The organism is Methylobacterium sp. Leaf93, assembly GCF_001422345.1.
Lineage (GTDB): Bacteria > Pseudomonadota > Alphaproteobacteria > Rhizobiales > Beijerinckiaceae > Methylobacterium > Methylobacterium bullatum.
In genome coordinates, this window is record NZ_LMMS01000027.1 from 329,531 (window position 1) to 355,626 (window position 26,096).

24 protein-coding genes are annotated in these 26,096 nt (G+C 67.0%); 5 read left to right on the plus strand and 19 right to left on the minus strand.

Going from position 1 to position 26,096, the window contains the following annotated elements:
• Positions 1-44: 44 nt before the first annotated feature.
• Positions 45-2,033, minus strand: coding sequence for a PhoX family phosphatase (locus ASF26_RS17525; RefSeq protein WP_056256775.1), 1,989 nt, complete (start codon positions 2,031-2,033; stop codon positions 45-47).
• A gap of 133 nt (positions 2,034-2,166) precedes the next feature.
• Here ASF26_RS17525 and ASF26_RS22825 point away from each other — a divergent pair, with 133 nt between their 5' ends.
• Positions 2,167-2,364 (plus strand): hypothetical protein, encoded by a 198-nt coding sequence (locus tag ASF26_RS22825; protein WP_156463033.1) that lies wholly within the window; start codon positions 2,167-2,169, stop codon positions 2,362-2,364.
• Positions 2,365-2,373: 9 nt separating this feature from the next.
• On the opposite strand, the gene bchE is transcribed toward ASF26_RS22825, so the two are convergent.
• The 6 genes from bchE to ASF26_RS17555 form a co-directional block, all read right to left on the minus strand.
• Positions 2,374-3,912 carry a magnesium-protoporphyrin IX monomethyl ester anaerobic oxidative cyclase gene (gene bchE, locus ASF26_RS17530; RefSeq protein ID WP_056256777.1) on the minus strand — a complete coding sequence of 513 codons (1,539 nt, stop codon included), beginning with the start codon at positions 3,910-3,912 and terminating at the stop codon, positions 2,374-2,376.
• Positions 3,913-3,941: 29 nt separating this feature from the next.
• Positions 3,942-4,646 (minus strand): di-trans,poly-cis-decaprenylcistransferase, encoded by a 705-nt coding sequence (locus tag ASF26_RS17535; RefSeq protein ID WP_056256778.1) that lies wholly within the window; start codon positions 4,644-4,646, stop codon positions 3,942-3,944.
• Between the two features lie 38 nt (positions 4,647-4,684).
• Entirely contained in the window at positions 4,685-5,053 is a 369-nt protein-coding gene (locus tag ASF26_RS17540) for a transcriptional regulator (protein ID WP_056256780.1), read from the minus strand.
• On the minus strand, positions 5,046-5,657 hold the full coding sequence (locus tag ASF26_RS17545; protein WP_056256782.1) for a hypothetical protein: 612 nt from the start codon (positions 5,655-5,657) through the stop codon (positions 5,046-5,048). Before ASF26_RS17545 ends, ASF26_RS17540 begins: the two co-directional genes overlap by 8 nt.
• A gap of 99 nt (positions 5,658-5,756) precedes the next feature.
• On the minus strand, positions 5,757-6,485 hold the full coding sequence (locus ASF26_RS17550; protein WP_056256785.1) for an aspartate/glutamate racemase family protein: 729 nt from the start codon (positions 6,483-6,485) through the stop codon (positions 5,757-5,759).
• A 17-nt stretch (positions 6,486-6,502) separates the two neighbouring features.
• Positions 6,503-8,005: an NCS1 family nucleobase:cation symporter-1 gene (locus ASF26_RS17555; RefSeq protein WP_056256788.1), complete on the minus strand. Its 1,503-nt coding sequence runs from the start codon at positions 8,003-8,005 to the stop codon at positions 6,503-6,505.
• Positions 8,006-8,326: 321 nt separating this feature from the next.
• Here ASF26_RS17555 and ASF26_RS17560 point away from each other — a divergent pair, with 321 nt between their 5' ends.
• Entirely contained in the window at positions 8,327-9,907 is a 1,581-nt protein-coding gene (locus ASF26_RS17560; protein WP_056256794.1) for a DEAD/DEAH box helicase, read from the plus strand.
• A gap of 108 nt (positions 9,908-10,015) precedes the next feature.
• Positions 10,016-11,083, plus strand: coding sequence for a GGDEF domain-containing protein (locus ASF26_RS17565; RefSeq protein WP_056256797.1), 1,068 nt, complete (start codon positions 10,016-10,018; stop codon positions 11,081-11,083).
• A gap of 30 nt (positions 11,084-11,113) precedes the next feature.
• Here the strand turns inward: ASF26_RS17565 and ASF26_RS17570 are convergent, their stop codons facing one another.
• Complete coding sequence (locus ASF26_RS17570) at positions 11,114-11,491, minus strand: iron-sulfur cluster assembly accessory protein (protein ID WP_018043450.1); 378 nt, start codon at positions 11,489-11,491, stop codon at positions 11,114-11,116.
• Between the two features lie 158 nt (positions 11,492-11,649).
• On the opposite strand from ASF26_RS17570, the gene ASF26_RS17575 reads away from it, so the two are divergent.
• Positions 11,650-12,243, plus strand: a complete 594-nt coding sequence (locus tag ASF26_RS17575; RefSeq protein ID WP_244475969.1) for a Uma2 family endonuclease — start codon at positions 11,650-11,652, stop codon at positions 12,241-12,243.
• A 6-nt stretch (positions 12,244-12,249) separates the two neighbouring features.
• Here the strand turns inward: ASF26_RS17575 and ASF26_RS17580 are convergent, their stop codons facing one another.
• The 7 genes from ASF26_RS17580 to ASF26_RS17610 form a co-directional block, all read right to left on the minus strand.
• Positions 12,250-12,630 carry an SUF system Fe-S cluster assembly protein gene (locus tag ASF26_RS17580; RefSeq protein WP_018043448.1) on the minus strand — a complete coding sequence of 127 codons (381 nt, stop codon included), beginning with the start codon at positions 12,628-12,630 and terminating at the stop codon, positions 12,250-12,252.
• Positions 12,631-12,641: 11 nt separating this feature from the next.
• The gene (locus ASF26_RS17585; protein ID WP_056256804.1) at positions 12,642-13,886 is read right to left on the minus strand and encodes a cysteine desulfurase; all 1,245 of its coding nucleotides are present in this window, start codon (positions 13,884-13,886) and stop codon (positions 12,642-12,644) included.
• Positions 13,883-14,524 carry a hypothetical protein gene (locus tag ASF26_RS17590; protein ID WP_156463034.1) on the minus strand — a complete coding sequence of 214 codons (642 nt, stop codon included), beginning with the start codon at positions 14,522-14,524 and terminating at the stop codon, positions 13,883-13,885. The genes ASF26_RS17585 and ASF26_RS17590 overlap by 4 nt, the downstream gene beginning before the upstream one ends.
• Positions 14,524-15,846, minus strand: coding sequence for a Fe-S cluster assembly protein SufD (gene sufD / locus ASF26_RS17595; RefSeq protein WP_056256820.1), 1,323 nt, complete (start codon positions 15,844-15,846; stop codon positions 14,524-14,526). The genes ASF26_RS17590 and sufD overlap by 1 nt, the downstream gene beginning before the upstream one ends.
• A 1-nt stretch (position 15,847) precedes the next feature.
• The gene (gene sufC / locus ASF26_RS17600; RefSeq protein ID WP_056256822.1) at positions 15,848-16,600 is read right to left on the minus strand and encodes a Fe-S cluster assembly ATPase SufC; all 753 of its coding nucleotides are present in this window, start codon (positions 16,598-16,600) and stop codon (positions 15,848-15,850) included.
• Between the two features lie 196 nt (positions 16,601-16,796).
• Positions 16,797-18,266 (minus strand): Fe-S cluster assembly protein SufB, encoded by a 1,470-nt coding sequence (sufB, locus tag ASF26_RS17605; protein WP_056256825.1) that lies wholly within the window; start codon positions 18,264-18,266, stop codon positions 16,797-16,799.
• Positions 18,267-18,340: 74 nt separating this feature from the next.
• Positions 18,341-19,501: a cysteine desulfurase family protein gene (locus ASF26_RS17610; RefSeq protein ID WP_056256827.1), complete on the minus strand. Its 1,161-nt coding sequence runs from the start codon at positions 19,499-19,501 to the stop codon at positions 18,341-18,343.
• 266 nt (positions 19,502-19,767) lie between these two features.
• On the opposite strand from ASF26_RS17610, the gene ASF26_RS17615 reads away from it, so the two are divergent.
• Positions 19,768-20,424, plus strand: coding sequence for an alpha/beta hydrolase (locus tag ASF26_RS17615; protein WP_018043440.1), 657 nt, complete (start codon positions 19,768-19,770; stop codon positions 20,422-20,424).
• 130 nt (positions 20,425-20,554) lie between these two features.
• Here the strand turns inward: ASF26_RS17615 and ASF26_RS17620 are convergent, their stop codons facing one another.
• From ASF26_RS17620 to ASF26_RS17635, 4 genes are all read right to left on the minus strand, one after another.
• Entirely contained in the window at positions 20,555-20,833 is a 279-nt protein-coding gene (locus ASF26_RS17620) for a virulence factor (protein ID WP_056256836.1), read from the minus strand.
• Positions 20,833-21,045 (minus strand): DUF5397 family protein, encoded by a 213-nt coding sequence (locus tag ASF26_RS17625; protein ID WP_056149292.1) that lies wholly within the window; start codon positions 21,043-21,045, stop codon positions 20,833-20,835. The genes ASF26_RS17620 and ASF26_RS17625 overlap by 1 nt, the downstream gene beginning before the upstream one ends.
• Positions 21,046-21,099: 54 nt before the next feature.
• Complete coding sequence (locus tag ASF26_RS17630; protein WP_244475970.1) at positions 21,100-25,215, minus strand: Pls/PosA family non-ribosomal peptide synthetase; 4,116 nt, start codon at positions 25,213-25,215, stop codon at positions 21,100-21,102.
• A 154-nt stretch (positions 25,216-25,369) separates the two neighbouring features.
• Positions 25,370-25,954: a histidine phosphatase family protein gene (locus ASF26_RS17635; RefSeq protein ID WP_056256839.1), complete on the minus strand. Its 585-nt coding sequence runs from the start codon at positions 25,952-25,954 to the stop codon at positions 25,370-25,372.
• Positions 25,955-26,096 lie beyond the last annotated feature (142 nt).

A 26,096-nucleotide genomic window follows, 5' to 3' on the forward strand; every position in this document is an offset into this window, starting at 1 on the left:
CGCCTGCCCCCCCCTTGGCCGCAGGGGGCGATCGCGTCGCCCCGTCAGCTTCCGACCCGGCCACCTCCACGCCTGGTGATCGCGACGATGGCGGGGCGGGGCGGCATCCCGTCGATGAAATCCGGCCAGCGGGTGGAGGGCGCCTCGAAGGTGGCGGGCATGGCCTTTGGATCCTCCTCGTCGGCCTCGCCGGGATGCTGCACGGCGACGAAGAACGTGGTGTCGTCGGGGGTGAAGTAGGGGCCGCACATTTCGGCGCCGTTCGGAACCCTGAAGAAATGCTTGCCCGTGCCCCGTCCCTGCCCTTCCGTCTCCATCGCCCAGATGCCGTCGTTGCGCCCCGTCTTCGACGGCGAGTTCCCGTCGGTGGCGACCCAAAGCCGTCCCTGCCCGTCCACCGAGCAATTGTCCGGCATGCCGAACCAGCCGTCCTTCGTCGTCGCCGAGGAGAAGGTGGCGCCGACCGCCGCGATGGAGGGATCGCCGCATTTGACGAGGATTTCCCAGGCGAAGCCCGAGGCCGCGTGGTCGCCGTCGTCCGGGGTCAGTTCGACGATGTGGCCGAAGCGGTTGTCGGGCCGCGGGTTGGCGGCGTTCACGTCGCCCGCCTTGCGCTTCCCGTTGTTGGTCAGCATCACGTAGACCTTGCCGGTCTTCGGGTTGGCCTCGACATCCTCCGGACGGTCCATCTTGGTGGCTCCGAGGAGGTCGCTGGCGCGCCGGGCCTCGATGAGCACGTCGGCCTGGGCGGTGAACCCGTTTTCGGGTGTGAGCGGACCCTGTCCGAACACCAGGGGCATCCAGGCCCCGCGCCCGTCGGCATCGAACCGGGCGACGTGCAGCGTGCCGGAATCGAGGATGTCGCGGTTGGCCGCCCGGTCGGAGAGGTTCACGGCCGCATCCGTCACGAACTTGTAGACGTAGTCGAAACGCTCGTCGTCGCCCTGGTAGACGACGTACCGACCACTCTTCGAGACGATGCCGGCGGCGCCCTCGTGCTTGAACCGGCCCATGGCGGTGCGCTTCGTCGGGACGGAGGCGGGATCGAACGGGTCGATCTCCACCACCCAGCCGAAGCGGTTGGGCTCGTTCGGTTCCTTGGACAGGTCGAAGCGCTCGTGGAAGCGGCCCCAGGCATAGGCGTTGCCGGGCAGGCCGAGACGCTTGTGGTTGGTCGCCTCGGCGCTCCCCTCGGCCAGGGCGCCGGAGAAGTAGTAGTTGATGTTCTCCTCGCAGGTGAGCCACGTCCCCCAGGGTGTGGTGCCGCCGGCGCAATTGTTGACCATGCCCTTCACCGCGCGGCCGGACGGGTCGTCGGTGGTCTTCAGCCGATCGGAGCCGGCCGCCGGGCCGGAGAGGGCCATCGGCGTCTCGACGGTGATGCGGCGGGCGTATCGCGACCCCGGCACCACGGCCCATTTGCCGTCGTTACGCTTTACCTCGATCACCGAGCCGCCATGGGCGGCCATCTCGATGTCGACGAGGTCGCGGGTCATGCCCTTGAAGGCCACGGTCTTGATGTCCTGGCGGCCGAGGCCGGGGAACATCAACTCCTCGTTGGTGTATTCGTGGTTGATGACGAGAAGGCCATGCGCGGCCGGATCGGCGGCGCCGGGCATCGGGAAATAGCCGACGAAGTCGTTGTTGTAGCCGAATTGCCGGGCCTGCGCCGCAGCGTTCTGGTTCAGCGGGTCGAAGGCGGGCGCCCCGGGCAGGACCGGATCGCCCCAGCGGATAAGGATGTCGGCATCGTGCCCCTCGGCCACGTGATGGTGCGCGTCCGATCCCGCTTCGATCTCCCTGAACGGGAACGGCGTCGCCTCTCCCTGCGCCGCCGCGGCCGGGCCGGCGGCGAGCGCGCGGGGCGTCACCACCGCCGCGATGGCGCCGACCCCGAGAAGGCCGCGCAGCAGGTCGCGCCGATCGAACCGGGTGGCGACCACGTCGCCGAAGGTGGCGTTCCGGCTCGGGTTCGAGCCGGCATCCTCGCCGTCTTCGGCGGCCTGCGAGCGGGTACGCAGCGGCTCTGTCATGGCGAACTCGTTCCTTGGAATGGATCGAGTTCGAGTTAGGCGCGCCACATGGCGGGCGGATGACGCCGGCGTTCCGGAACCAACCCTGAGTTGGTGTGTTAGCGCACATAGAACCGATCGATGGGAGAGCGACATGGCACCGTCCGCAGCTTTGAGCATGGTGCGCCACGACGATCTCATTCGCGCGTCGCAGGCGGCAGGCCACGCCTTCTCGCACATCGAGGATGGGCAGGATGTCGGCGCAGTCGCATCGTCCCGGTTCCTGGCCCTTTCTGCCGTATCGCTGGCGGGGTTCATCGCCAGCTTCGGTATCTTCTTCGTCTTCATCTGAGATCGACCGTCACGCCGCATCGGCGCGTGGCCTCGCGGGTTCGGGACGCCGTTCCGCGCTGACGGCAACCATGGATTCTTCCTCGCTCTCCTGCGGCTCCCCCCAGAATTCGGCGACGCTCGGCCCGTTCTCGACCAGCGGGTCGCGCAGGAAATTCCTGATCTCATAGGGCCATACCCGACGCCCCATCCGCGTGTACCAGCGCATGGCGTGGCGTAGTCCCGCGTCGCGATGGAACAGGACACGTGCGAGCGCACGCGGGCGAGCCTGGACCGCCACCTCGATGAACTTGAACCATAGCAGCACCCGCCACGGCGCCATGTGCCGGGTCGCCAGCACCTGATGCTTGTAGTCCCAGCGGCGACGATCGGTCTGGATCACCCGCCGATTCGCGGCGATGCTGAAATACGGCGTCCAGCGATGGGGCGTCACGTAGAGCATCTGGATCTGGTCGGGATCGTAGGACAGGAGCTGGCGCAGGCCGCGCCAGTAATCCCGGTCCGTCTCTTCCTCGAACCCGACGACCCAGGTCGCCATGGAGAGGATGCCATGGCGGCGAAGAAGGCGGATCGCCTCGCGGTCCGTGGTGGTGGCGCCGCCCTTCTTGATGCGCGCGAGCGTCGCCTCGTCGGTGCTTTCGAGTCCGAGGAGGAAGCGCGTCCAGCCGGCGCGCTTGTAGAGATGCAGGATGTCGGCGTCGCGCACGATGTCGTCGGCGCGGGTCGAGCCCACCAGGATGAGGTCCACATTCTCCCCGATCAGCGTTTCGAGGAAGACCCGCCACGCCTTCTTCGAGACGGTGGGGTTCTCGTCGGCGAAGTTGATGACCCGCACCCCGTGGTCGCGATGGAGCCGGGCCAATTCCCTGGCGAACTTCACCGGGTCGCGGTGGCGCCAGCGGGTCCAGAAGCCACGCTGGCCGCAATAATTGCAGAGATGCGGACAGCCGCGTGAGAACTGCACGACGACGGCTCGCAGGCCGCCCCAATAGCTGTAGCGGGCATGGTCGATGAGTTCCCAGCCGACGCGGTAGGCGTCGAGGTCGCGGATCACCGGCGCGGCCTGCGTGGCATGGGGGCCGTCGCCGCTGCGAAAGGCGATGCCCGGCACGGAGGCGAGGGGCGCTCGGCCCGAGAGCGCAGACATCAGGCGGCGTGCCGTCTCCTCGCCCTCCCCGCGCACGATGGCGGTGACGTAGGGCTCGTCCCTCAGGATTTCGCGCCAGTGGTAGGTCGGAAACACACCGCCATAGACGATGGGGAGACCCGGCCGGGCGCGCGCCAGTCGAGATGCGATGTCGGCGATGACCGGATGGCCCGAGGTCGAGCCGGAATGCCCGAACAGGACGGCATCGGGACGGAAGGCCAGAGCCTCCGCGACGATGGCGTCCGGGTCCATCGGGCCGAACTCGCCATCGATCAGGCGGACCTCGTGCCCGTCGTCGATGAGGGGGCCGCCGATGGCGAGAAGCCCTAGCGGCGGGAGGTGGTCGTCGGGAATGCGGCTGCCGATGGCCGGGTGGGGCACGTTGACGAGGACGATGCGCATGGCTTTCCCTTTCTCCCGTCTCGATCCTCTCAGGCGGCGGCGGACGTGGCGTCGAGCCCGCCGAAGCGGCGCTCGCGGCACCGATAAGCGGCGAGCGCGTCTTCGAGGTCGCCGGCTCCGAAATCGGGCCAGTGGCGGCGGGTGAAGTGGAGTTCGGCGTAGGCGCTCTCCCAGAGCAGGAAATCGGAGAGCCGCTGCTCGCCGCTGGTGCGGATCACGAGATCCACCTCGGGCACGCAGGCATCTCCCGTCACCAGGGCCGAGAAGGCGGTGCGGGTGATGCCGGGATCGCTGGCGAGCGCGGCGGCGAGGATGGCGTCGCGGGCGGAATAATCGACGGCGATCCGGAGGTGCAGCGCCTTCCCCGCGAAGGTCGCTGCCTCCGCGCGGCCGATGGCGGCGGCGAGCCCCTCGGGCAGACGGTCGCGCCGGCCGATCACACTGAGCCGCACGCCGTTCTCCACCAATCGGGAGACCTCGTTGCGGAGGTAGAGACGGAGGAGCCCCATCAGGGCGGAGACCTCCGCTTCCGGCCGACGCCAGTTGTCGCAGGAGAAGGCGTAGAGGGTGAGGGTACCGATTTCCTGCTTCGGGGCCGCCTCGACGACCCGGCGGATCGCCTCGACACCTTCCTTGTGGCCGAGCGCGCGGGACAGGCCGCGCGCCGAGGCCCAGCGCCCATTGCCATCCATGATGATCCCGACATGCAGGCCAGGTGTCTGTTCACTTTGCATTACAAAGTTCCTTCGCAAAAAAAGACGGATTTCGGGCGTCAGGCCGGTCGGGCGACGAGGGGGAGACTCGCGGTTTCGGCGGCCTTGGCGGCGTCCCGGACGACCTGTTCGAGGACGGCGAGGTAATCGAGGAAGCGCGTGCGCCCGGCCTGCGTCAGGTGGCAGGTGGTCAGTGGGCGAGAGCCGCCATGACCGTTGCCCTGCCCTTTCCTGATCTCGACGAGGCCGGCCTCCTGCAGCACCTGGAGGTGGCGGCTGAGGTTGCCGTCGGTGAGGCCGCAGAGTTGCTTCAGGTCGCCGAAGGCGAGGCCCTTCGGGGCCGCCATCAGCGAGGTGAGGAGACCGAGCCGGGCCTTCTCGTGAATGACCCGGTCGAGGCCGTCATACGCGAAGGGAGCCTCAGGCATCGGTCTCCTCCCGGGCACGGTAGAGGATCGCGGCCATGAGGAACTGGCCGATGGCGAAGGGCAGGCCCATGGTCCAGGGCGAGAGGGCATGGTCGGTACTGGCCAGCATCAGCACGGCGAGGCCTGCCACCATGTACCAGGCGCCGGGCAGCGCGACGCCCTTCGGCAGGGACCGCACCGAGGCGAAGAGCCCGAGGCTGACGAGCACCTGCCACAGGCCGGGCAGCATCCAGAGGCTTTCCGGCGAGACCCGCACCAGGACCAGGGCGAGCAGGGCGCCCGCCGCTCCCGCCGGCAGGAACTGCTCCACCGCGTTCACGATCGCCGTGTCGGTGAGCCCCGCATGGTCTCGCCTGGAGCGAGCCGACATCTCGGCACCGATGAGGCCGGCGGAGGCCAGGGCGGTGGCGATCCAGCCGCCGAGGAACAGCAGCGGCTGCCCGGTCGGGTCGTCGAGCCAGGCATGCTGCGCCAGGACGGTGCCGAGGGCGAGGACACCCGTGGCGGCGATGGCGGAGGGGCCGAACCCGCAGAAGGCGTCGCCGCGGGAGAGCTGCGCGCGGATCGCTACGATATCGGCCAGGGCCTTGTCGAGATCGGACATCCGATGCTCCCGGATCAACTTTGTATCGCAAAGTAAGCCGATCCGATGGCCGCCCGCAAGTGCCTTCCGGCACGCGGGGTCATCGGCTGCGGGTTTCCTTCAATCCTGCGCCAGCCGCTCGGCCAGGGTGGGCGACAGGCCGATGCTCTCGATGGACGGTGCCGGCTGGCCCGGTGGCAAGCCGCAGATCGCGGCGGCGAGGACCGCGCGGGTGCCCACTTCCACCGAGCACAGGACGGGCACGGGCACCTGCGGCTGGATGCGCTCGGCGAGGCCGGCGAGCGCCGCCCCGCCGAGGATCACCACGTCCGCCCCGTCGCGGAGGGCGCAGGTGGTGCAGGCGGCGGCCAGATCCGCCAGAGCCGCCTCGGGGTCCCGTGCGATGCGGTCTCCCGTGGGGGCGATGGTGCGGATGCCGGCGAGTTTGTCGGACAGGCCGATCCCCGCTACGAACTCCTCTAGCATCGGCCCCCAAAGGGTACCTCCGGTGACGATGGCGAAGCGCCCTCCCCGCGCGGTGGCGGCGAGGCACGAGGCCTCGGCCATGCCGACCACCGGAAGGGGGGAGATCTCGCGGAGCGCCCCGAGCCCCGGATCGCCGAAACAGGCGAGATAGACCGCGTCGCAGCCCTCCGCGTGCTCGGCCAGCGCGTCGAGGGCGGCATGGGCCGCGATCGCCGACGCGGCCCGGCTGGTGATGTAGCGGGCGCCGAAGCGCCCGGTGACCGGCACGAACTCGGCGGCGTCGCCCGCCACCCGCCGTGCATGCCGGGTGACGAGGTCGGTGACGGAGTCGGTCGTGTTGGGGTTGATCAGCAGGATGCGCAAAGGGAATCGGTCTCCGGTCAGGCCTTAGCCGTGACCGCCGTCTTACGCATCAGGACGAGATAGATCGAGAAGCCCAGGGCCACGCCGATGAACCAGCTGAAGTTCGCCAGACTCCCCAGGGCCGGGATGACGGCGCAGAGCACCGGCACCAGGGCGGAGGGAATGACGCTGTAGATGGCGGCGCGGTTGTAGCCGCCATCGTACCAATACGTGCCCGTCGGGCTCATCGTGTAGAGGTCGTCCACCACCACGTGCTGCTTCCGCACCACGAAGAAGTCGGCGATCAGGATGCCGAAGAGCGGGCCTATGAACGCGCCGAGGATGTCGAGCGTGTAATGGATTACGGCCGGGTTGTTGTAGAGGTTCCACGGGGTGATGAAGATCGAGGCCACGGCCGCGATCATGCCGCCCATGCGCCAGCTGATGTGCTGCGGTGCCACGTTCGAGAAGTCGAAGGCCGGCGAGACGAAGTTGGCCACGATGTTGATGCCGATCGTCGCCGTCATGAAGGTGAAGGCGCCGAGCACAACCGCGTAGGTGTTGTCGATCTTGCTCACCGTCTCCACCGGATCGATGATGAGATGGCCGAAGACCGGGAGTGTCGACGAGGTGGTGATGACGGTGAGCAGCGAGAAGCCGATGAAGTTCACCGGCAGGCCCCAGAAATTGCCGGCCTTTACCGCCGGGAACGACTTTCCGTAGCGTGAGAAGTCGCCGAAATTCAGCATCGGCCCGGAGAAGTACGAGACGACCAGGGCGACCGCGTTGATCATCACCGGCAGGGCGTCCCAGCCCTGGTACTTCACCTCGCCCAGCGTGAGGCCGACATTCGATACGCCGGCTTTGGCCACGAGGTAGACCGCCAGGGCGATCATCACCACGTAGACGGCGGGGCCGGCCCAATCGATGAACTTGCGGATCGCCTCCATGCCGCGCCAGAACACGAGGGCCTGGATCACCCAAAGGGCCATGAAGGCCGCCCAGCCGAGGCTGGACAGGCCGGCGAAGCCGAACTGGGTCACGTCGGCATAGGGTTTGAGCTCCGGATAGAAGCGCAGGGCCACGATCATGAAGGCGCTGGAGGCGAGGTAGGTCTGGATGCCGTACCAGGCGACCGCGATGAGCCCCCGGATGATGGCCGGGATGTTGGCGCCCTTCACGCCGAAGGAGGCCCGGCAGATCACCGGATAGGGCGTGCCCGTGATTTGGCTCGGCTTTGCCACGAGATTGCAGAAGAACTGCACGATGAGAATGCCGACGAGCAGCGAGACCAGCACCTGCCAGCTCACGAGGCCGAGGGAGAACAGGCTGCCCGCCGTAATGTAGCCGCCGACGCTGTGGACGTCCGACATCCAGAAGGCAAAGAAATTGTAGGTGCCCCAGGTCTGCTTCCGGAGGGGGGCCAGATCCTCGTTGGTGAGGCGGTCGTCGTAGCCGGGCTTGATCACCACGTCGGCATGGGATGTGGGGACGGCGCCTCCGGACGCGGCCGGTTCGGTGATCGATGCGCTATGTGACATGAGCCCGGTCCTCCTTCGTCGAGAGGGCCGAAGCCCATGTCCGATGGGCGTCAGCCCAAGCAGGGCGTGTGCCAGCTTGGCAGTACTCCCGCTCACTCGGCCGATATCCCGTAGGGTGCGATGTGCACCGGATAAGCGAGGGTGCTCGGCCAGTGGTCGATTGACAAGACACCTCAAGGCTCTAAGTGTCCCGCAACGCGTGTGCGCGGCTGGTCCAGTGTTCGAACGATCTTTTTCGAACGGACCTCGAAGCCTGACTCACGACGATCTTCTCCGCGCGGACCCGTACGAGTTCCCGCGCGCAACGGTTCACATCAGCATATGTCTTTTGCCGACCTCGGATTGAGCGACAAGGTCCTCCAGGCCGTCACGGCCGCGGGCTACACGGACCCGACGCCGATCCAGGCTCAAGCCATCCCGCACGTTCTGGCACGCCGCGACGTGCTCGGCATCGCCCAGACCGGGACCGGCAAGACCGCCGCCTTCACCCTTCCGATGCTCACCCTGCTGGAGAACGGCCGGGCGCGCGCCCGCATGCCGCGCACGCTGATCCTGGAGCCGACCCGCGAACTCGCGGCTCAGGTAGTGGAGAATTTCGATCGCTACGGCCTGAACCACAAGCTCAACGTGGCCCTGATCATCGGCGGTGTCTCCTTCGCCGAGCAGGATGCCAAGCTGATGCGCGGCGCCGACGTGCTGATCGCCACGCCCGGTCGCCTGCTCGACCATTTCGAGCGCGGCAAGCTCCTGCTCACCGGCGTCGAGCTCCTCGTCATCGACGAGGCCGACCGGATGCTCGACATGGGCTTCATCCCCGACATCGAGCGCATCGTGAAGATGGTGCCGTTCACGCGCCAGACCCTGTTCTTCTCCGCCACCATGCCGCCGGAGATCGAGCGGCTGGCGGACGTGTTCCTGCACAACCCGCAGCGGATCGAGGTGGCCCGCCCCGCCTCCACCGCAACCACGATCGTGCAGAAGCTGGTCGCCGCGGGCTCGGAAGGCCACGAGAAGCGCGACCTCCTGCGCCGGCTCATCCGCGGGGAGGCGGACCTCAACAACGGCATCATCTTCTGCAACCGCAAGCGCGACGTCGCGCTGCTGCAGAAGTCGCTGGCGAGCCACGGCTTCAACGTCGCGGCCCTGCACGGCGACATGGACCAGCGCGCCCGCACCATCGCTCTCGACGGCTTCCGCTCCGGCGAGGTTCCGCTGCTGGTGGCGAGCGACGTCGCGGCCCGTGGTCTGGACATCCCGGCGGTGAGCCACGTCTTCAATTTCGACGTGCCGCATCATCCGGAGGATTACGTCCACCGCATCGGCCGCACTGGCCGCGCGGGTCGTGCCGGCCATGCCTTCACCCTGGTGACCCGTTCTGACGAGCGCTCGGTGACCGCCATCGAGAGCCTGATCGGCCAGCCGATCCCCTGGGCGGAGGGCGATCTCGGCACCCTGGCCGAGCCGTCGGTGGATGTCGTCGAGGAGGGGGAGACCCGGACCCGCCATCGTGGACGCAGCGGGGATGCCGCGCGGCGCTCGCGCGGCGGCGAAGGCGGCCGCTCCGAGGCGGCCAAGCCCGAGGGACGACGCTCGTCGTCCCGTGAGCGCCCGCCCGCCCGGCGTTCCGAGCCCGCACGGGCGGAGGCCGCCGTCGTTGAGCCCCCCGCTCACGAGGACGTCGCCGATACGCCGCGTGAGGCCCCGCGTCGGCGCGAGCCGTCGCGTCCTCCGCAGGAGCAGCGCACCCCGGACCCGCGCAGGGTCGCCCCCGACCGTAGCCGCGACGAACGCCGTCCCTCACCCCGCCGCCGCGACGACGAAGAGGGTGACACGCCCCTGGGCCTGGGCGAGCATGTGCCCGCCTTCCTTCTGCGTCCGGTCGTGATCAAAAAGGCGAAGTAACGCGCGGGTCCACAAACTGTTCCCGATAATTTAACGGGCTCTCCACCATCCTTCCGCTAACGTGCGCTCCTCGGCCATCGGTGCCGGATCAGGGGGCGAACGGGGTCGATGAGTCACGGAAGCTACGGTGACAGGGAGAGAACCTTCGCTCTGGCCGACCGCGCCAACGTCCTGATGCGTGACTACGGTTCCTCGGCGACGCCCCAGGCCTATGCCGTCTGGTACACTTACGTGTCGGGCACGCAGCCGCTGATGAACAATGCGATCAAGAGGCTGACCACAGAGAACGGCAGCCTTTCGGATGCCGATATCGATTCCCTCTACGAGACCTATATCGACAGCCGCCGCCTCGTCGCCGCCACCGAGCGGATGAACGCGAACATGCTTGCCGAGATCGAGGGCATCATGGAGGTGATGGACCTCTCTCTGGGGTCGACGGCGCAATACGACGAGTCGCTTCAGGCCCTGTCGCACGACCTCGACGTTTCCGACCAGAACCGCGCCCGCGTCCGCGAGATCATCACGTCTCTGGTCTCGACCACCCGGGAAATCACCGCCAGCAACCGGACCCTCGAAGCGCGCATGCGGGAAAGCCGCAACGAGATCGAGACCCTGCGCGAGACCTTGGAAGCGACGCGGCTGGAGAGCCTCACCGATCCCCTCACCGGACTGTCCAACCGCAAGCATTTCGAGGAAAGCTTGCGCAAGATGGTCGATGGTGCCGCGACCCAGGCCATCCCCTCCAGCCTGATCGTCATCGACGTCGATTTCTTCAAACGCTTCAACGACGTCTACGGCCACCTCACGGGCGATCAGGTGCTCCGGCTCGTGGCCATCGTCATGCGCGAGCATCTCAAGGCTCGTGTCACCCTCGCCCGTTTCGGCGGTGAGGAATTCGGGATCCTCCTGCCCGAGACCAGCCGTGCCGCGGCCGTCGCCATCGGCGAGAAGGTCCGTGCCAGCGTGATGGGCCGTGAACTGGTGAAGCGGACCACGGGAGAGTCCCTCGGCAAAGTGACGATCTCCCTCGGCGTCGCCACGTCGCGCCCAGGCGACACCGCGGTGTCCCTCCTCGAACGCGCCGACCAGTGCATGTTCATGGCCAAGCGCGACGGCCGCAATCGGACCGTGGACGATTCCCGCGTCGCGTTGGAGACGCTCACGGCCGTCGCGTGAGCGCCTCTGCGAGCTGAGGCCGCTCTCGCTTCAGGCCGATGCGCGGAGCGCTTCGGGATTGGCAGGCGTGATCGCGACGGACTCGCCACAGCCGCAGGACGAGGTCTGGTTCGGGTTGTTGAACACGAACTGCGACGACAGCTTCGTCGTCTTGAAGTCCATTTCCGTGCCGAGGAGGAACAGGAGCGCCTTCGGGTCGACGAACACCGTCACCCCGCGATCCTCCACCATGTCCTCGCCGGGGTTGCGCCCTTCGGCATATTCCATCGTGTAGGACATGCCGGCGCAGCCGCCGTTCTTCACACCGACCCTCAGTCCAGCGATGGGCTTCTCCGCATCGGCGATGATGGCCTTGATCCGGTCCGCCGCTGCGTCGGTGAGGGACAGGACCTTGAAACTCTTGAGCATGGGTCTCTCCGGCAGCCGGGTTCAAGGCCCGGGCGGTTGAGGATGATGGTACGTCGTTAAGATAAGGATGGCGGAGGCCGCGGTCCACTGTCGTCATGAGGCACCAGCCGGCGGTCTTCGGATTATGCTATCATCCCGGGCGGCCGAGGACGGATTTCATGGCACAGACGGCACGACGCCTGATGAGCGTAGAAGAATTCTTTGATTGGCAGCAACGCCAGGATTTTCTCTACGAACTCGTCGATGGCGTGCCGGTCCCGCACGTGAAAATGATGACGGGTGCCAGTGCGCAGCACGACCGCGTCACCGTGAACATCATTGCCGCTCTCCACGGCCAGCTTCGCGGAACGGGGTGTCGGCCGACGACGGACGATATCGGCCTACGCACGGGGATCTCGACCTTGCGCCGGCCTGACGTGACCGTGGAATGCGGCGATCTCATCTTGGACAGCTACGAGAGCCGGACACCCAGACTTGTCGTCGAGGTATTGTCACCCTCGACGAGCACCATCGATCGCTTCCGGAAGCTGGAGGAGTACAAGCGTCATCCGACGATCGCTTATATTCTGCTCGTGGAGACCCGGTGGCCCAGCGCGACCTTGTATCGGCTCGACGGCGAGGCATGGATGACACAAGCCTTCGAAGCGATCGACGACACCATCGATCTGCCGATCATCGGGGCAAGGCTGCGGATGACGGATGTCTACGACAGCATGACGTTTGCCCCGCACCGCGAGGCACCGATCAGCTGAGGCGTGCTACCACATGTCGAGGGCGACGCGGGCTTCGTCCGACATCCGGCTCTGGTCCCACGGCGGATCGAATACCATCGTGACGCTGCAGGATTGGATGCCCGGCACGGCGGCGACCGCCGTCTCGACCCAGCCCGGCATCTCGCCGGCCACGGGACAGCCGGGCGCCGTCAGCGTCATGTCGATGGCGACCGTACGGTCATCGGCGATGTCGACCTTGTAGATCAGGCCGAGCTCGTAGATGTCGGCCGGGATCTCGGGATCGTAGACGCTCTTCAAAGCGGCGACGATGGCGTCGGTCAGCCGGTCGAGCTCTTCGGGAGGGATCGCCGAATCGCTGGCGATGGCGGGAGTGTTGGCTCCGCCGGTGATGGTCGAGTCGCTCATGGTGTGGGTCCTCAGGCGAACATCATCTCGGCCTTGGCCAGTGCCTCGGCGAGGGCGTCCACTTCCGCATGGGTATTATACAGGCCGAACGAGGCGCGACAGGTGGAGGTTGCACCAAATCTTGTGAGGAGCGGCATGGCGCAATGGGTGCCGGCCCGGATCGCGACGCCGTACCGGTCGATCACGGTGGCGATGTCGTGGGCATGCGCGCCTTTCATCTCGAAAGCGATGACCCCGCCCTTGCCCTCGGCGGTGCCGATCATCCGCACGGAATTCATGGCTCCGAGGCGCTCCTGCGCGTAGGCGAGCAGCGAGGCCTCGTGCGCCGCGATTCTCTCGCGCCCGAGGGTCATCATGAATTCCAGCGCCGCGCCGAGGCCCACCGCCTCGATGATCGCCGGCGTTCCGGCCTCGAACCGGTGCGGCGGGTCGTTATAGGTGATCGTGTCCTGCGAGACGGTCCGGATCATTTCGCCGCCGCCCTGATAGGGGGGCAGGCGCTCAAGCCATTCCTTCTTGCCGTAGAGCACGCCGATCCCGGTGGGGCCGTAGACCTTGTGGCCGGTGAAGACGAAGAAGTCGCAATCGAGCGCCTTCACGTCGATCTCTTGGTGGACCGCGCTCTGGGCGCCATCCAGAAGCACCGGCACGCCGTGAGCGTGGGCGATGCGGACGATCTCCTGGGCGGGTGTCACCGTGCCGAGGACGTTCGACATATGGGTGATCGCCACCATCCTGGTGCGCGGCGTGAACAGTTTTTCGTACTCGTCGACGAGGAAATTGCCCGCGTCGTCCACCGGCGCCCATTTGATGACGGCTCCTCTGCGCTCGCGCAGAAAGTGCCAGGGCACGATGTTGGAATGGTGTTCCATGATCGAGAGGATGATCTCGTCCCCCTCCCCGATCTGGCCGAGCAACCCCATGGACGAGGCCACGAGGTTGTAGGCCTCGGTGGCGTTGCGGGTGAAGATGATCTCGTCGGTGGACTCGGCGTTGAGGAACTGCCGCGTGGTCTCGCGCGCGCCCTCGAACCCCTCGGTCGCGGCATTCGCCATGAAATGCAGCCCGCGATGGACGTTGGCGTAGCCGGTCTCCATGCAGTTCACCATGGCGTCGATCACCGCGCGCGGCTTCTGCGACGAGGCCGCGTTGTCGAGATAGACCAGCGGCCGGCCATAGACCTTCTGGGCCAGGATCGGGAACTCGGCCCTGATCGCCTGGACGTCGTAGGGGGTATTCGGGACGGGTGCGTTCATGGCGCGTCTCCTGCAAAGAAGTCACTCAGGACATCGCCGAAAAGGCCGACGGCCAGGATGAGAACCAGGGTGAGCATGAGGGTTGACCCGGCCATCGCGAAAGCCATGGCTTTGGCGGAGGCGAGGCCCGTCGCCTCCGAGAGGCACAACCCGATATAGGCTAGCCCTAGGAAGAAGATCAGAACATTGCCTGCCGTACCCTGGTTCAGGGCCTCGAAAATCAGGGTCAGCCCGAGCGAGGGAAGCACCGCGACCCACGTCGCGAGAGCGACGCTGGTGCGCACCGTCGCCAAACTCGGCCTCTCGGAGGTCGCCCGCGCAAATGCCCAGGTGCCGACGCTGATGACGAGGTAGAGCGCACCCACCGTTCCCAGGAACAGCGTCGTGTAGGATGCCAATAGTAGGGCGACGGCCTTGCCCGAATCGAGGGTTCCCACATGGTCAGACAGAAGGACGATGGGAGAAGTATCGCTGAGATCCACCAGAACCACGAGACTGGTGCCGAGGACGAACAGGGCAAGCCGCCACAGCTCCGAGAGACCGCCCTGCGCGAGTATCTCCCGCATGGCGTCCCGCGCGTTCAGGGGGCCGCGCAGCAGGTGCCGCGCGGCCAAACCCGGGGAATAACCTTTCTGCATCACCCTCGCGCCGCGAGCCACGCCTCGATCGTGCCGATCAGTGCCTCGCGGGCGCCCTCGTGGCTGACCGACTCGATGGCCGCCCCGAGGAAGGCCTGGACCAGCAGGCTCTCGGCCTGGGCCTTGGGCAGCCCGCGCTGCATCAGGTAGAACAGCAGGTCGTCGTCGAGTGCGCCGCAGGTGGCGCCGTGGCCGCAGGCGACGTCGTCGGCGAAGATCTCAAGCTCGGGCTTGTTCATCATCTGGCCCTCGTCGGACAGGATGAGGCAGGCCGACATCATCTTGCCATCGGTCTGCTGGGCCGCCTGCTGGACGATGATCTTGCCCTGGAACACGCCCGTGGCTTCGCCATCCACCACGGTTTTGAACAGCTCGCGGCTGACGCCGCCCGTGGCGGCATGGTCGGCCAGAAAGGTGGTGTCGGAGAGTTGCTTGCCGTTCAGCATGGCCGCGCCGTTCACCACCGCACGGGCATCGGCCCCGGCGAAGTTCAGGTAGACCTGATGCCGGGAGAGCACCGCGCCCACCACCACGTTCACGGTCTCCACCGCAGCCTCGGCGCCGAGCTTCACGGACAGGGTCGACAAGGCCACCGCCTCGCGGCCTTCCGCGTTCAGGCGGGCATGCCGGAAGGTGGCGTTGTCGGCCACCACCACGTCCATGGCATCGTTGGGCTGGTAGGCGATGCCGTCCGGCCCCTCATGGCTCTCCAGGATCAGTGCTTCCGCGCCCTCTCCCAGCGTCACCAGCACGCGGGTGGCGGTCGAGTAGGCTTCCGTGTCGGTGCCGATGAAGCGCAAGTGCAAGGGCGTCTCGACCTTGGCCCCGGCCTCCACGCTGATCAGCGCACCATCGGCCAGGAAGGCGGTGTTGAGCTGGTAGATCGGGTTCTCGGAGGCCTGACGAACAGGGGTCAGTTTCTCCAGAAGCGCGTTCCCGGCGGTCAGCGCTTCGTTGAGCGGCGTCACGGTGATGCCGGCCGGGATGCGGCCGAGATCCGACTGGTCGGCGATCAGGTGACCGTTCACGAAGGTGAGGCGCACGGCGTCGATCCCGGCAAAGCCCTTCGCTTCTGCCACCGCCGCCTTGGCGGTGTCGGCGGAGGGCGTCTCGGCCGGGTGAGCGGCATCGCGGAACGCGGAGCGCAGGTCGGTGTATTTGAACGCCTCGACGCGGCGGGTCGGCAGGCCCACCGCCTCGAAATAGCGGAAGGCCTCCTCACGGGCGATGGACACGCCCGTGGGGTACTTCATCTTCGTGGCTTCGAAGAGCTTCGACAGGCCGGTCTCGGCCGCCGTGCGCAAGGGGGTGATGTCGGCCATATCAGGCGGCCTCATTCGTGCGGTACTCGGCGTAGCCGGATGCCTCGAGCGCCTTGGCGAGGTCCTTGTCGCCCGACTTCACGATCTGGCCCTGCGACATCACGTGGACCACGTCCGGCACGATGTAGTCGAGCAGGCGCTGGTAGTGGGTGATGACGAGGAACGAGCGGCCTTGTGCGCGGAGTGCGTTCACGCCGCCGGAGACGATGCGCAGGGCATCGATATCGAGGCCGGAATCGGTCTCGTCGAGGACGCAGAATTTCGGCTCCAGCAGAGCCATCTGCAAGATCTCCATGCGCTTCTTCTCGCCGCCGGAGAACCCGACATTGAGGGCGCGCTTGAGCATCTCCTTGTTGATCTCCAGCTTCTCAGCCGCGCCGTTCACCTTGCGGATGAAGTCGGGGGTGGAGAGCTCGCCCTCGCCGCGCGCCCGGCGCTGAGCGTTCAGTGTCGCCTTGAGGAAGGTCATGGTGCCGACGCCCGGGATTTCCAACGGGTATTGGAAGGCCAGGAACACGCCCGAGGCGGCGCGCTCGTCAGGGCTCATCTCCAGGATGTTCACGCCGTCGAGCAGGATCTCGCCGTCGGTGACCTCGTAGTCTTCCTTGCCGGCGATGACGTAGGACAGGGTCGACTTGCCGGAGCCGTTAGGGCCCATAATGGCGGCGACTTCGCCGTCCTTCACGGTGAGGTTGAGACCGTTGAGGATCTGCTTGTCCTCGATGGCGACGGTCAGGTTCTTGATTTCGATCATTGCAGCAAAGTCCGTTCTAAAACTTGAAACGCGGAGCAACCCTTCCCCGTCCACGGAGAAGAGCATGCCTACGGAGCGGGCGGGTCGGTACGAAGTCCCCCAAGAGGGGGCGACCTCTCCGGTTCGCGCGCTCCCCTCATCCGGCCCGCTTCGCGGGCCACCTTCTCCCGCAGAGGGGAGAAGGGAAAAACCCGGCTCAGCCCACCGAGCCTTCGAGGCTGATCGAGATCAGCTTCTGGGCCTCGACGGCGAACTCCATCGGCAGCTGCTGCAGCACGTCGCGGACGAAGCCGTTGACGATGAGCGCGGTCGCCTCCTCGTTGGAGAGGCCACGCTGCTGGCAGTAGAACATCTGGTCTTCCGAGATCTTAGAGGTGGTGGCCTCGTGCTCGAACTGCGCCGACGAATTTTTGGACTCGATGTACGGCACGGTATGAGCGCCGCACTGGTCGCCGATGAGGAGCGAATCGCAGTTGGTGAAGTTGCGTGCGCCCGTCGCCTTCCGGTGCGCCGAGACGAGGCCCCGGTAGGTGTTCTGCGAACGCCCCGCGGAAATACCCTTCGAGATGATCCGGCTCGTCGTGTTCTTGCCGAGATGGATCATCTTGGTGCCGGAATCGACCTGCTGCATGCCGTTCGACACCGCGATCGAGTAGAACTCGCCGCGGGAATTGTCGCCGCGCAGGATGCAGGACGGGTACTTCCAGGTGATCGCCGAGCCGGTCTCGACCTGGGTCCACGAGATCTTCGAGTTGGCGCCGCGGCAGTCGCCACGCTTGGTGACGAAGTTGTAGATGCCGCCCTTGCCCTCGTTGTCGCCCGGATACCAGTTCTGGACCGTCGAGTACTTAATCTCGGCGTCATCGAGGGCGACGAGCTCGACCACGGCGGCATGGAGCTGGTTGTCGTCGCGCTTCGGGGCGGTGCAGCCCTCGAGATACGAGACGTACGAGCCCTTGTCGGCGATGATCAGAGTACGCTCGAACTGGCCGGTATCGCGCTCGTTAATGCGGAAATAGGTCGAAAGCTCCATCGGGCAGCGCACGCCCGGCGGGATGTAGACGAACGAGCCGTCGGAGAAGACCGCCGAGTTCAGGGTCGCGAAGAAGTTGTCGGTCACGGGCACGACCGAGCCGAGGTACTTGCGCACCAGCTCCGGGTACTCGCGGATGGCCTCCGAGATCGGCATGAAGATCACGCCGGCCTTCGACAATTCGGCCTTGAAGGTGGTGGCCACCGAGACCGAATCGAACACCGCGTCGACGGCGACCCGGCGTTCGGGGGCGATGCCCTCCAGCACCTCGACCTCGCGGAGCGGAATGCCGAGTTTCTCGTAGGTCTTCAGGATCTCGGGGTCGATCTCGTCGAGGGACATCGCCGCCGGCCGCTTGGGCGCCGCGTAGTAGTAGATGTCCTTGTAATCGACCTTGTCATAGGAGACCCGCGCCCATTCGGGCTCCTTCATGGTCTGCCAGCGCTTGTAGGCGTCGAGGCGCCAGGCCAGCATCCATTCGGGCTCGTCCTTCTTGGCCGAGATGAAGCGGATCACGTCCTCGGAGATGCCCTTGGCGGACTTCTCCATCTCGATCGTGGTCTCGAACCCGTACTTGTACTGGTCGAGGTCGATCGAGCGGACCCGGTCGATGGTTTCCTGCACTGCAGGCATTGCACGTCTCCTGACCTACACCGGCGTCAAGGGCCGGGGGTTTTCGCGAGAGGATGGCTTGGGTGGGCGGCGCTTCAGGCCGCCTGCCCTCGCCGTTGATATAGGGTCCCCACGTGCCGTTCGAAGGCCGTGAGGAAGCGTGAGCGGTCGCTTTCCGTGCTGTTCCAGCCGAAACTGACGCGCAGCGCCCCCGCAGCCAGCGCGGGGCTCACGCCCATGGCGGCCAGAACGCTCGAGCGGGCGACCTTGCCCGACGAGCAGGCCGATCCGGACGAGATCGCGATGCCGCCGAGATCCAGCGCCATCAGCGCCGTCGCCGCATCGAGGCCCGGCACGGCGAAGCACAGGGTATTGGGGAGTCTTGGCGCGCCGCTGCCGAAGATGACGGCATCCGTGGCGATGCGAAGAAGGGCGGCTTCCGTCCCGTCCCGAAGGTCGGCATCGATGCCGGCGAGATGCACACGAGCGATCCGCGCCGCTTCGCCGAGGCCGACGAGACCCGGCAGGTTCTCCGTTCCGCAGCGCTGGCGCGATTCCTGGCCACCGCCCCGGATGAAGGCCCGATCCAGGGTGACACCTTCGGCCAGCACGATGGCGCCCGTGCCCTTCGGCGCGGCGAACTTGTGTCCGGACAGAGTGAGGGCATCGAGGCCGAGCCCGGCACAATCGAGAGGGATTTTCCCCACCGCCTGCACCGCGTCGCTATGGACGAGGGCGCGGCCATGCGCTTTGGCCAAGGCGACGATCTCGGCGAGGGGCTGGATCACGCCGGTCTCGTTGTTGGCCGCATGGATGGAGACCAGCACGGCCTCGTCGCGCGCACGCTCCAAGCCCCGCTCCAGGGCGGTGAGGTCGATCAGTCCGGACGGCAGCACCGGCACGACCTCAACCGATTCCGGCGCGAAGCGGTGTCCCGCCAGAACGCAAGGATGCTCGGTGGCGCCCACCATGAGGCGCGTGGGCGTGGGATGTCCGGCCTTGGTCAGCGCGCCGGACAGGACCGCATTGGCCGCTTCGGTGCCGCCGCTGGTGAAGACGACGCGGCCCCGGCCGGCCCCGACCAGGGCGGCGACATGCTCGCGCGCAGCCTCCAGGGCGGCCTTCGCCGTCCGGCCCTCGAGATGGATCGACGAGGGATTGCCCGGCATTTCCAGCGCCCGCGCGACCGCCGTCGCCACCTCCGGACGAACCGGCGATGTCGCGTTGTGGTCGAGATAGGCGCGCGAAACACTCATGCGTTGGTCAAGGTCCGAACCGACATTTCCTTGCTTTTGCCCCCCGTCATCATGCTAAGGCGCCGGAACGACACGTCTTCGCCAAGCGCCGAGCTTCGGGAGGCGACCGATCCGAGATCTCTCGAAACGATCTAGTTTAGAATGATTCTAATAACCTAGAATTATTCTAAGAGCGTTTTTAAGAGTGCGGCGCAGCGAGTCAAGGCGCGTTGGCCGACAAGGATGGGTTGCCCTCGCACTGCGGCGCCAGGAGTTTTGGAAAGACCATGCCCGAAGTCATCTTCACCGGACCCGCCGGCCGTCTCGAGGGGCGCTACCAGGCGCCCAAGAAGAAGGGCGCGCCGATCGCGATCGTGCTGCATCCGCACCCCCAGTTCGGGGGCACGATGAACAATCAGATCGTGTACAATCTTTTCTACACCTTCGCCAATCGCGGCTTCGCGGCCCTGCGTTTCAATTTCCGCGGCGTCGGCCGCAGCCAGGGCAATTTCGACCATGGCACGGGCGAATTGTCCGATGCGGCCTCGGCGCTCGACTGGGTGCAGTCGGTCAATCCCGAGGCGCGGGCCTGCTGGATCGCCGGCGTCTCGTTCGGTTCGTGGATCGGCATGCAGCTGCTCATGCGCCGCCCCGAGATCGAGGGTTTCATCTCGATCGCGGCCATGGCCAACCGCTACGACTTCACCTTCCTGGCCCCCTGCCCGTCCTCCGGCCTGTTCGTGCACGGCTCCGAGGACCGCGTGGCCCCGGCCCGCGAGGTGATGCCGGTCATCGAGAAGGTGAAGGTGCAGAAGGGCGTCATCATCGAGCATCAGGTAGTCGAGGGCGCCAACCACTTCTTCGACGGCAAGGTCGACGAGCTGACCCAGACGGTCGACACCTATCTCGACAAGCGTCTCGGCCCGAAAGATCAGGTGGGCTGAGACCAGCGAGGGGAATCGATCTGCCGTCCGCGATCCTCTTTCGAAAGCCGGCGTAGCGCCAAGCTCCGCCGGCTTTCATCGATTGGGAAGAAGTATGCCCGGCGATCGGCTGAGATAGCGCGAGCGCTGCCTAGCTCTTGATCAAGGCGGTGAAATCCGACCATTGCTCGACACGGAAGGCTTTGACGTCGCGTACCGATTGCTGGAACCAGCTCAGCCCCTTCAGGGCCGTGATGGCCGAGAACAGCTTGGCCAGATCCTCGTCCTTGCTGGTGTAGAGGCTGCCCTGCACCCAGTCGAAACCATGCCCGGAGAGGGTGGTACGGATGTCGCTATAGGCTTGCGACACTCCTTTGGGATGATGGGTCTGTGCCTCCGCGACCACCAGATCGAACGCGATAGCGAACATCACCGCTCTCTGGGATCGTCCAGCACGTCGGCGAGTCGATAATCGATCTCCTCACCGGTCTCCAGCACGCGAACCCGCATCAGCCACTCGCCATCCGCAAGCGCATTGCCCACGCTGACGATCTCATAGACGGGACCGACCTGGCCGAACCGCCGCCACGTCCCGACGAGGCCCTGCGGGTTTGGAAGTGAAACGGGTGCCATATCGTTCATGGCGCCATCCTACAGCTTTTTGCGGACCGTCCAACGGGAAGAGCAGGCCCCGCGTCAGGCACCCGCCGCCTTGTGAATCACCGGCACCGCCGGCGCCCCCTCCCATTCCGAATGGCTCGGGATCGATTCGCCCTTCATCACGATGGTGAGCGGGCGAAGCCGCGCGTAGTCGCCGACCTTGGTGTCGTAGAGGACGGTGGAGAAGGCCCCCACGGACACGCCCTCGCCCACCACTACGCGGCCGACCTTCATGATCCGGTCCTCGTAGAGATGGGTCTGGAGCGCCGAGGTCCGGTTGATCACCGAATAGTCGCCGATGGTGACGCAATCGAACTCGGTGATGTCGGTGGTGAGCATGCAGACGCCCCGGCCGACCTTGACTCCGAGCAGGCGCAGCATCCAGGGCAGGAACGGCGTCCCGACCAGATGCTCCAGCAGCACCTTGCCGGCGAGACCCCAGTACAGCACGGCCACGGCCTCGGTGCGCATGGCCCACCACGACCACATCGGCCGCATGCCGGGCTGGTAGACTCCCATCAGCAGCCATTTCACCCCGATCACGGTGAAGGACTGGATGAAGGCGATGGCGACGCTGACGACGACGAAGCTGATGGCCAGACCGGTCCAGTCCTGGGCGAGGATCGCGGGGTAGAAGTAGAAATCGATGGCCGAGATCGCCAGCGTGATGAACAGCATCGGCGAGAACGAGGTCGAGAACGCCTCGAAGATGCCACGCCGCAGCTTCGGTCCCAGACCCGGCTCGTAGGTCTGAGCGCTGGAGCCGAGATCGACCTTCTGGCGCGAGGGCAGCTTGATCGGCGGCGAGCCGAACCACGTATCCCCCGGCGCCATCAACTCGTTGGCGGGCGGCTTCGACTTGATGCCCACCAGCATGTCGTCGGGAATCACCGCGCCCGGCGGCACCACGGCGTCGTTGCCGACGAAGACGCGTGCGCCGGTGCTCACGGGATGCATGTGCATCCAGCCCCGGCGGATCTCCTCCTCGCCGAACACCACCTCGTCGGCGATGAAGTTGCGCGCGCCGACATCCGCCAGATCGTAGCGCCCGGCGAGGTTGGTGGAGATCTCCGCCCCCTGCCCCATCCGCGCGCCCATCAGCCGGTACCAGGCCCGCATATAGACCGTGGCGAAGAGCGAGGAGAGCGTCTCCAGCGTCACCTCGGCGGCGAGCGCCACCGCCCATTTGCGCAGGTAGAAGCCGCTATGGATCGAGTAGGTGCCCGACGAGACCCGCGGCAGGACGAGCCAGCGGATGCCCGCGATGAGGAGCACCGTGCCCGCCGTCATCAGCATGGCGGTGGGCCAGGTCAGTAGCGGCAGGTACCAGTGGTAGTCGATGTCGGTGATGTCGCTGAGCGAATCGCTGAGCTGGTCGAAGATGTAGAAGGCCGGGAAGATCGGCAGCAGGCCGACGGCAGGGATCGCCGCGAGCAGGAAGGCGTAGACGGCCAGGAACCCGGCGCGCCTACGGGGCGAGGCCTGGGCGGCCTCGGGTAGGTCCGCGGGGTCGGCCATGCCGACCTTGCGGCCGGGCGAGCCGTCCCATTGCTCGGCGCGTCCCACCACCGTGCCGGTGGGAATCGTCGTCAGATCGGCGATCTCCGCGAAATCGCCGATCGTCGTTTCGGGGCCGATGACACAGGAGGTGCCGATGGCCACGTCCGCGCCGATGGTGACGGGGCCGATGACGAGTTCGTTGCCCACCACCTCGGCATTGGCGATGACGAGGCGGCCGCCGAGCGAGGCTCCTTCCCCGACGGTGAGGAGGTCGGGCGCGCCGACCTCGATGTCCGAGATGAGGGCGTCCGCGCCGATCTTCGCGCCCAGCAGGCGCAGGTAGATGGCGATGGCGGGCGAGCCCTGGAGCCATTTCACGTGGACGAGCGGGGTCAACCGCTGCGTCAGCCACCAGCGGTAATAGTAGACGCCCCAGAGCGGGTAACGGCCGGGCTTGGTGCGCCCTAGGATCAGCCATTTGGCAGCCACCGCGATGGAGGCGGTGACGGCGTTGATGCCGATATAGACGAGGAGCAGCACCGCCATCTCGCCGAAGAAGCCGAGCGAGCCGCCGGTGAGCAGCAGGTAGGTGACGAAGATGCCGAGCCATTGCGAGGTGGCGAGCGCGATGACGAAAGGCAGGGCGAGGGCCTGCGCGGTTCCGCAGAGGACGCGGCGCAGGAGCGGCGGCGCTACGAATCCGAGGTCGCGCACTGCCATCTGCGTACCGACGCCGCCGGTGCGCTCGATCAGCGCCTCCGACATCGCCCGCAGCGTGCGCCTCGTATAGACGTCCTGCAGGGTGATGGCGGCCAGCGCGGGCGCCTCGCGCACCGCGCCGACGAAGCGGGCGGCCAGAAGCGAGTGTCCGCCGAGATCGGTGAAGAAGTCGGCCTCGAACGGGATCGGCTGGTTGCCGAACACCTGCTTGGCTGCGGCCAGCATCGCCGCCTCGGTCTCGTTGTCGGGCAGTTCCTGCTCGCCCGACAGGTCGGCGACCGTGAGGGTCGCGATGCGCAGGGCCTTGCGGTCGACCTTGCCGGAGGTGAGGCGGGGCAGCACCTCCACCACCTCGAAATGCCCCGGTACCATGTAGGGCGGCATCTGCTCGGCGAGGGTGTGGCGCAGGGCGGCCTTGTCGAACTCCGTTCCCCGTTCCGGAATCAGGAAGGCGACGAGCCGGTCGACACCGTCGTCCTGGCGCAGGACCACCGCCGCCTGATTGATGCCGGCCTGCGCCTGGATGCGGGATTCGATCTCGCCGAGCTCCACTCGGAAGCCGCGGATCTTGACCTGGTCGTCGATGCGGCCGTGAAAGAGGATCCGCCCCTGCGCATCGAGGGAGACCGCGTCGCCCGAGCGGTAGAGAACCGGATCGGTCCCATCGGAGGCGAACGGGTTGGCGACGAATTTCTCCGCGCTCAGTTCCGGACGCTGGAGATAGCCCTTGGCGACGCCCGGGCCGCCGATGAGAAGTTCGCCCTGCTGGCCGGGCCCGAGCAGTTCCAGTCCCTCGCTCGCGACATAGACGGAGTAGTTCGGGATCGGGCCGCCGATGGTGACGGGCTCGCCCGGCCGCATCTCGGCGGCGGTGGCCACCACCGTGGCCTCGGTCGGTCCGTAGGTGTTGAACAATTGCCGGGAGGCCGTAGCCCAGCGGGCCACCAGGGGCTCGGGCAGGGCCTCGCCGCCCAGGAGCACGAGGCGGACGCTCGGCAGCGTCTGAGACAGCATGGCGAGCAGCGTCGGCACCGTGTCGAGAACGGTGACGCGGTTCTGCGTGAGGATGTCGGGCAGCGCCTCGACATCGCCCATCATGGCCGGGCTCGCCACGAACAGCGTCGCGCCGACGAGGTAGGGAACCCAGATCTCCTCCATCGAGAGATCGAACGCCACCGAGGCGCCCTGGAACACCACGTCGTCGGGCCGCATGCCGTAGAGGGCGTTCCCCGAGCGCAGGAAGTGGCAGATATTGGCGTGGCTGATGACGATGCCCTTGGGCAATCCCGTCGAGCCCGAGGTGTAGATCAGATAGGCCGGATGCGCGGGGGTGAGGCCGGCGCCGCGCGGATCGGGGCGCGGCGCATCCGCCGGCACCTCGGCGAGAAGCGCCTCCGTCGTGAGGGACGGGGTTCCCGTGGGCGCCTGGGGCGCGAAGGCGGTCGAGACCAGGAGCAGCTTGGCTTGCGCGTCGTCGAGGCAGACCGCCACGCGGTCGGCGGGAGCCTCCGCATCGAAGGGGAGCCATGCGGCTCCCGACATCGTGATGCCGATCTGGGCGATCAGCAGGTCGGGGCCGCGCGCCATCCAGAGGCCGACGACGTCGCCGGGGCCGATGCCGCGATGATTCAGGCCACGGGCGATGGCGAGCGCGCGGGCCTCGACCTCCGCATAGGTGAACTTCGGATGACGGCCGGCCGCGTCCCGGCTCGCGCCGTCCACGATGGCCGGATGGTCGGGGCGCAGGCGGGCGCTGTCGGAAAAAATCTCTCCCAGAACCTCGTCCCGGATGAGGTCCGGGCGGCTCTCTCCGCGCAGCACGGCCTTCCGCTCCGGCGCTCCGGCGCCGCTATGCGACCCGATCTCGCCCCGTTCGGCCTTGTCCACAAGCGACTCCGCCCGAGGCCGGGTCGTCTCGGCGAGACTGCTCATCCGATGCTCCGCTGCCGGCCCCGCCGCTGCGAGACCGTCCTTTTGGCCGGGTTAGGCGCCCGGATCGTGCCGAAATCGCGGCGCCCCACTGTGGTCGCGCCCGCTTAGCACGTTTGCCGAGCCGCCTAGAACCGGTCTTCGCGGAGAAAGCGGATCAGGCCCAGCGCCAGCGGGACTGGTCGAGGACGAGGACGCTGCCCTGGCGGATGCCCATCCGGGGGGCCTCGCGGATGCTGGTATAGCCGAGGATCACCAGGATGGCGCGGGCGACCCCGCCATGGGCGACGATGACCGCCGGCCGCTGCAGGTCCGCGATCGCCGGCCTGACCCGGTCCACCAGCATGGCATAGCTCTCGCCATGCTCGCCCGGCGGACGATAGCCCCAGCGGTCCCGGTCGCGTGCCAGGGCGCCCCGGCTGTCGCGCCGGCGGATCTCGGCCCAGGTCGAACCCTCCCAGGTGCCGAAGTTGATCTCCATCAGGCGAGTGTCGACGGCATAGGCCCTCGGCGCGAGATCGAGGCTGGCCCGGAGCACCTCCATCGTCTGTCGCGTGCGCGTGAGCGGGCTCGCGACGAACGCGGCCTCGGCGAGGCTGGCCCCCGCCACGGCCTTCAGCCGTTCGGCCACGCTTTCGGCCTGGCCCAGGCCCGTGGCGTTGAGAGGCACGTCGCGCTGACCTTGGAGGCGGCCCTCCGCGTTCCAGTCGGTCTGGCCGTGGCGGATGAAATACACCGTCATGCGCGCCGGCCGTTCGTGGCGGGGCGCCGCGCTTGTCCGGAACGGGCACGGCCGCGGATCGTTGTCGCGCTCAAGGTTGCTCTAGGCGTTACAGGCATCGGCACACTGCTTTCCCGGAGCGGCGGTGCGCTGGTGCGGTGCC

Excerpts from the sequence above, each read along its gene's own strand:
- ASF26_RS17625 (WP_056149292.1), bottom strand. The coding sequence starts at position 21,045 with ATGAACGATATGGCACCCGTTTCACTTCCAAACCCGCAGGGCCTCGTC.
- ASF26_RS17615 (WP_018043440.1), top strand. The coding sequence starts at position 19,768 with ATGCCCGAAGTCATCTTCACCGGACCCGCCGGCCGTCTCGAGGGGCGC.
- ASF26_RS17635 (WP_056256839.1), bottom strand. The coding sequence starts at position 25,954 with ATGACGGTGTATTTCATCCGCCACGGCCAGACCGACTGGAACGCGGAG.
- ASF26_RS17620 (WP_056256836.1), bottom strand. The coding sequence starts at position 20,833 with ATGTTCGCTATCGCGTTCGATCTGGTGGTCGCGGAGGCACAGACCCAT.
- ASF26_RS17585 (WP_056256804.1), bottom strand. The coding sequence starts at position 13,886 with ATGAACGCACCCGTCCCGAATACCCCCTACGACGTCCAGGCGATCAGG.
- bchE (WP_056256777.1), bottom strand. The coding sequence starts at position 3,912 with ATGCGCATCGTCCTCGTCAACGTGCCCCACCCGGCCATCGGCAGCCGC.
- ASF26_RS17575 (WP_244475969.1), top strand. The coding sequence starts at position 11,650 with ATGGCACAGACGGCACGACGCCTGATGAGCGTAGAAGAATTCTTTGAT.
- ASF26_RS17535 (WP_056256778.1), bottom strand. The coding sequence starts at position 4,646 with ATGCAAAGTGAACAGACACCTGGCCTGCATGTCGGGATCATCATGGAT.
- ASF26_RS17555 (WP_056256788.1), bottom strand. The coding sequence starts at position 8,005 with ATGTCACATAGCGCATCGATCACCGAACCGGCCGCGTCCGGAGGCGCC.
- ASF26_RS22825 (WP_156463033.1), top strand. The coding sequence starts at position 2,167 with ATGGCACCGTCCGCAGCTTTGAGCATGGTGCGCCACGACGATCTCATT.
- ASF26_RS17545 (WP_056256782.1), bottom strand. The coding sequence starts at position 5,657 with ATGTCCGATCTCGACAAGGCCCTGGCCGATATCGTAGCGATCCGCGCG.
- sufD (WP_056256820.1), bottom strand. The coding sequence starts at position 15,846 with ATGGCCGACATCACCCCCTTGCGCACGGCGGCCGAGACCGGCCTGTCG.
- ASF26_RS17525 (WP_056256775.1), bottom strand. The coding sequence starts at position 2,033 with ATGACAGAGCCGCTGCGTACCCGCTCGCAGGCCGCCGAAGACGGCGAG.
- ASF26_RS17565 (WP_056256797.1), top strand. The coding sequence starts at position 10,016 with ATGAGTCACGGAAGCTACGGTGACAGGGAGAGAACCTTCGCTCTGGCC.
- ASF26_RS17540 (WP_056256780.1), bottom strand. The coding sequence starts at position 5,053 with ATGCCTGAGGCTCCCTTCGCGTATGACGGCCTCGACCGGGTCATTCAC.
- ASF26_RS17570 (WP_018043450.1), bottom strand. The coding sequence starts at position 11,491 with ATGCTCAAGAGTTTCAAGGTCCTGTCCCTCACCGACGCAGCGGCGGAC.
- sufC (WP_056256822.1), bottom strand. The coding sequence starts at position 16,600 with ATGATCGAAATCAAGAACCTGACCGTCGCCATCGAGGACAAGCAGATC.
- ASF26_RS17590 (WP_156463034.1), bottom strand. The coding sequence starts at position 14,524 with ATGCAGAAAGGTTATTCCCCGGGTTTGGCCGCGCGGCACCTGCTGCGC.
- ASF26_RS17580 (WP_018043448.1), bottom strand. The coding sequence starts at position 12,630 with ATGAGCGACTCGACCATCACCGGCGGAGCCAACACTCCCGCCATCGCC.
- sufB (WP_056256825.1), bottom strand. The coding sequence starts at position 18,266 with ATGCCTGCAGTGCAGGAAACCATCGACCGGGTCCGCTCGATCGACCTC.
- ASF26_RS17560 (WP_056256794.1), top strand. The coding sequence starts at position 8,327 with ATGTCTTTTGCCGACCTCGGATTGAGCGACAAGGTCCTCCAGGCCGTC.
- ASF26_RS17630 (WP_244475970.1), bottom strand. The coding sequence starts at position 25,215 with ATGAGCAGTCTCGCCGAGACGACCCGGCCTCGGGCGGAGTCGCTTGTG.
- ASF26_RS17610 (WP_056256827.1), bottom strand. The coding sequence starts at position 19,501 with ATGAGTGTTTCGCGCGCCTATCTCGACCACAACGCGACATCGCCGGTT.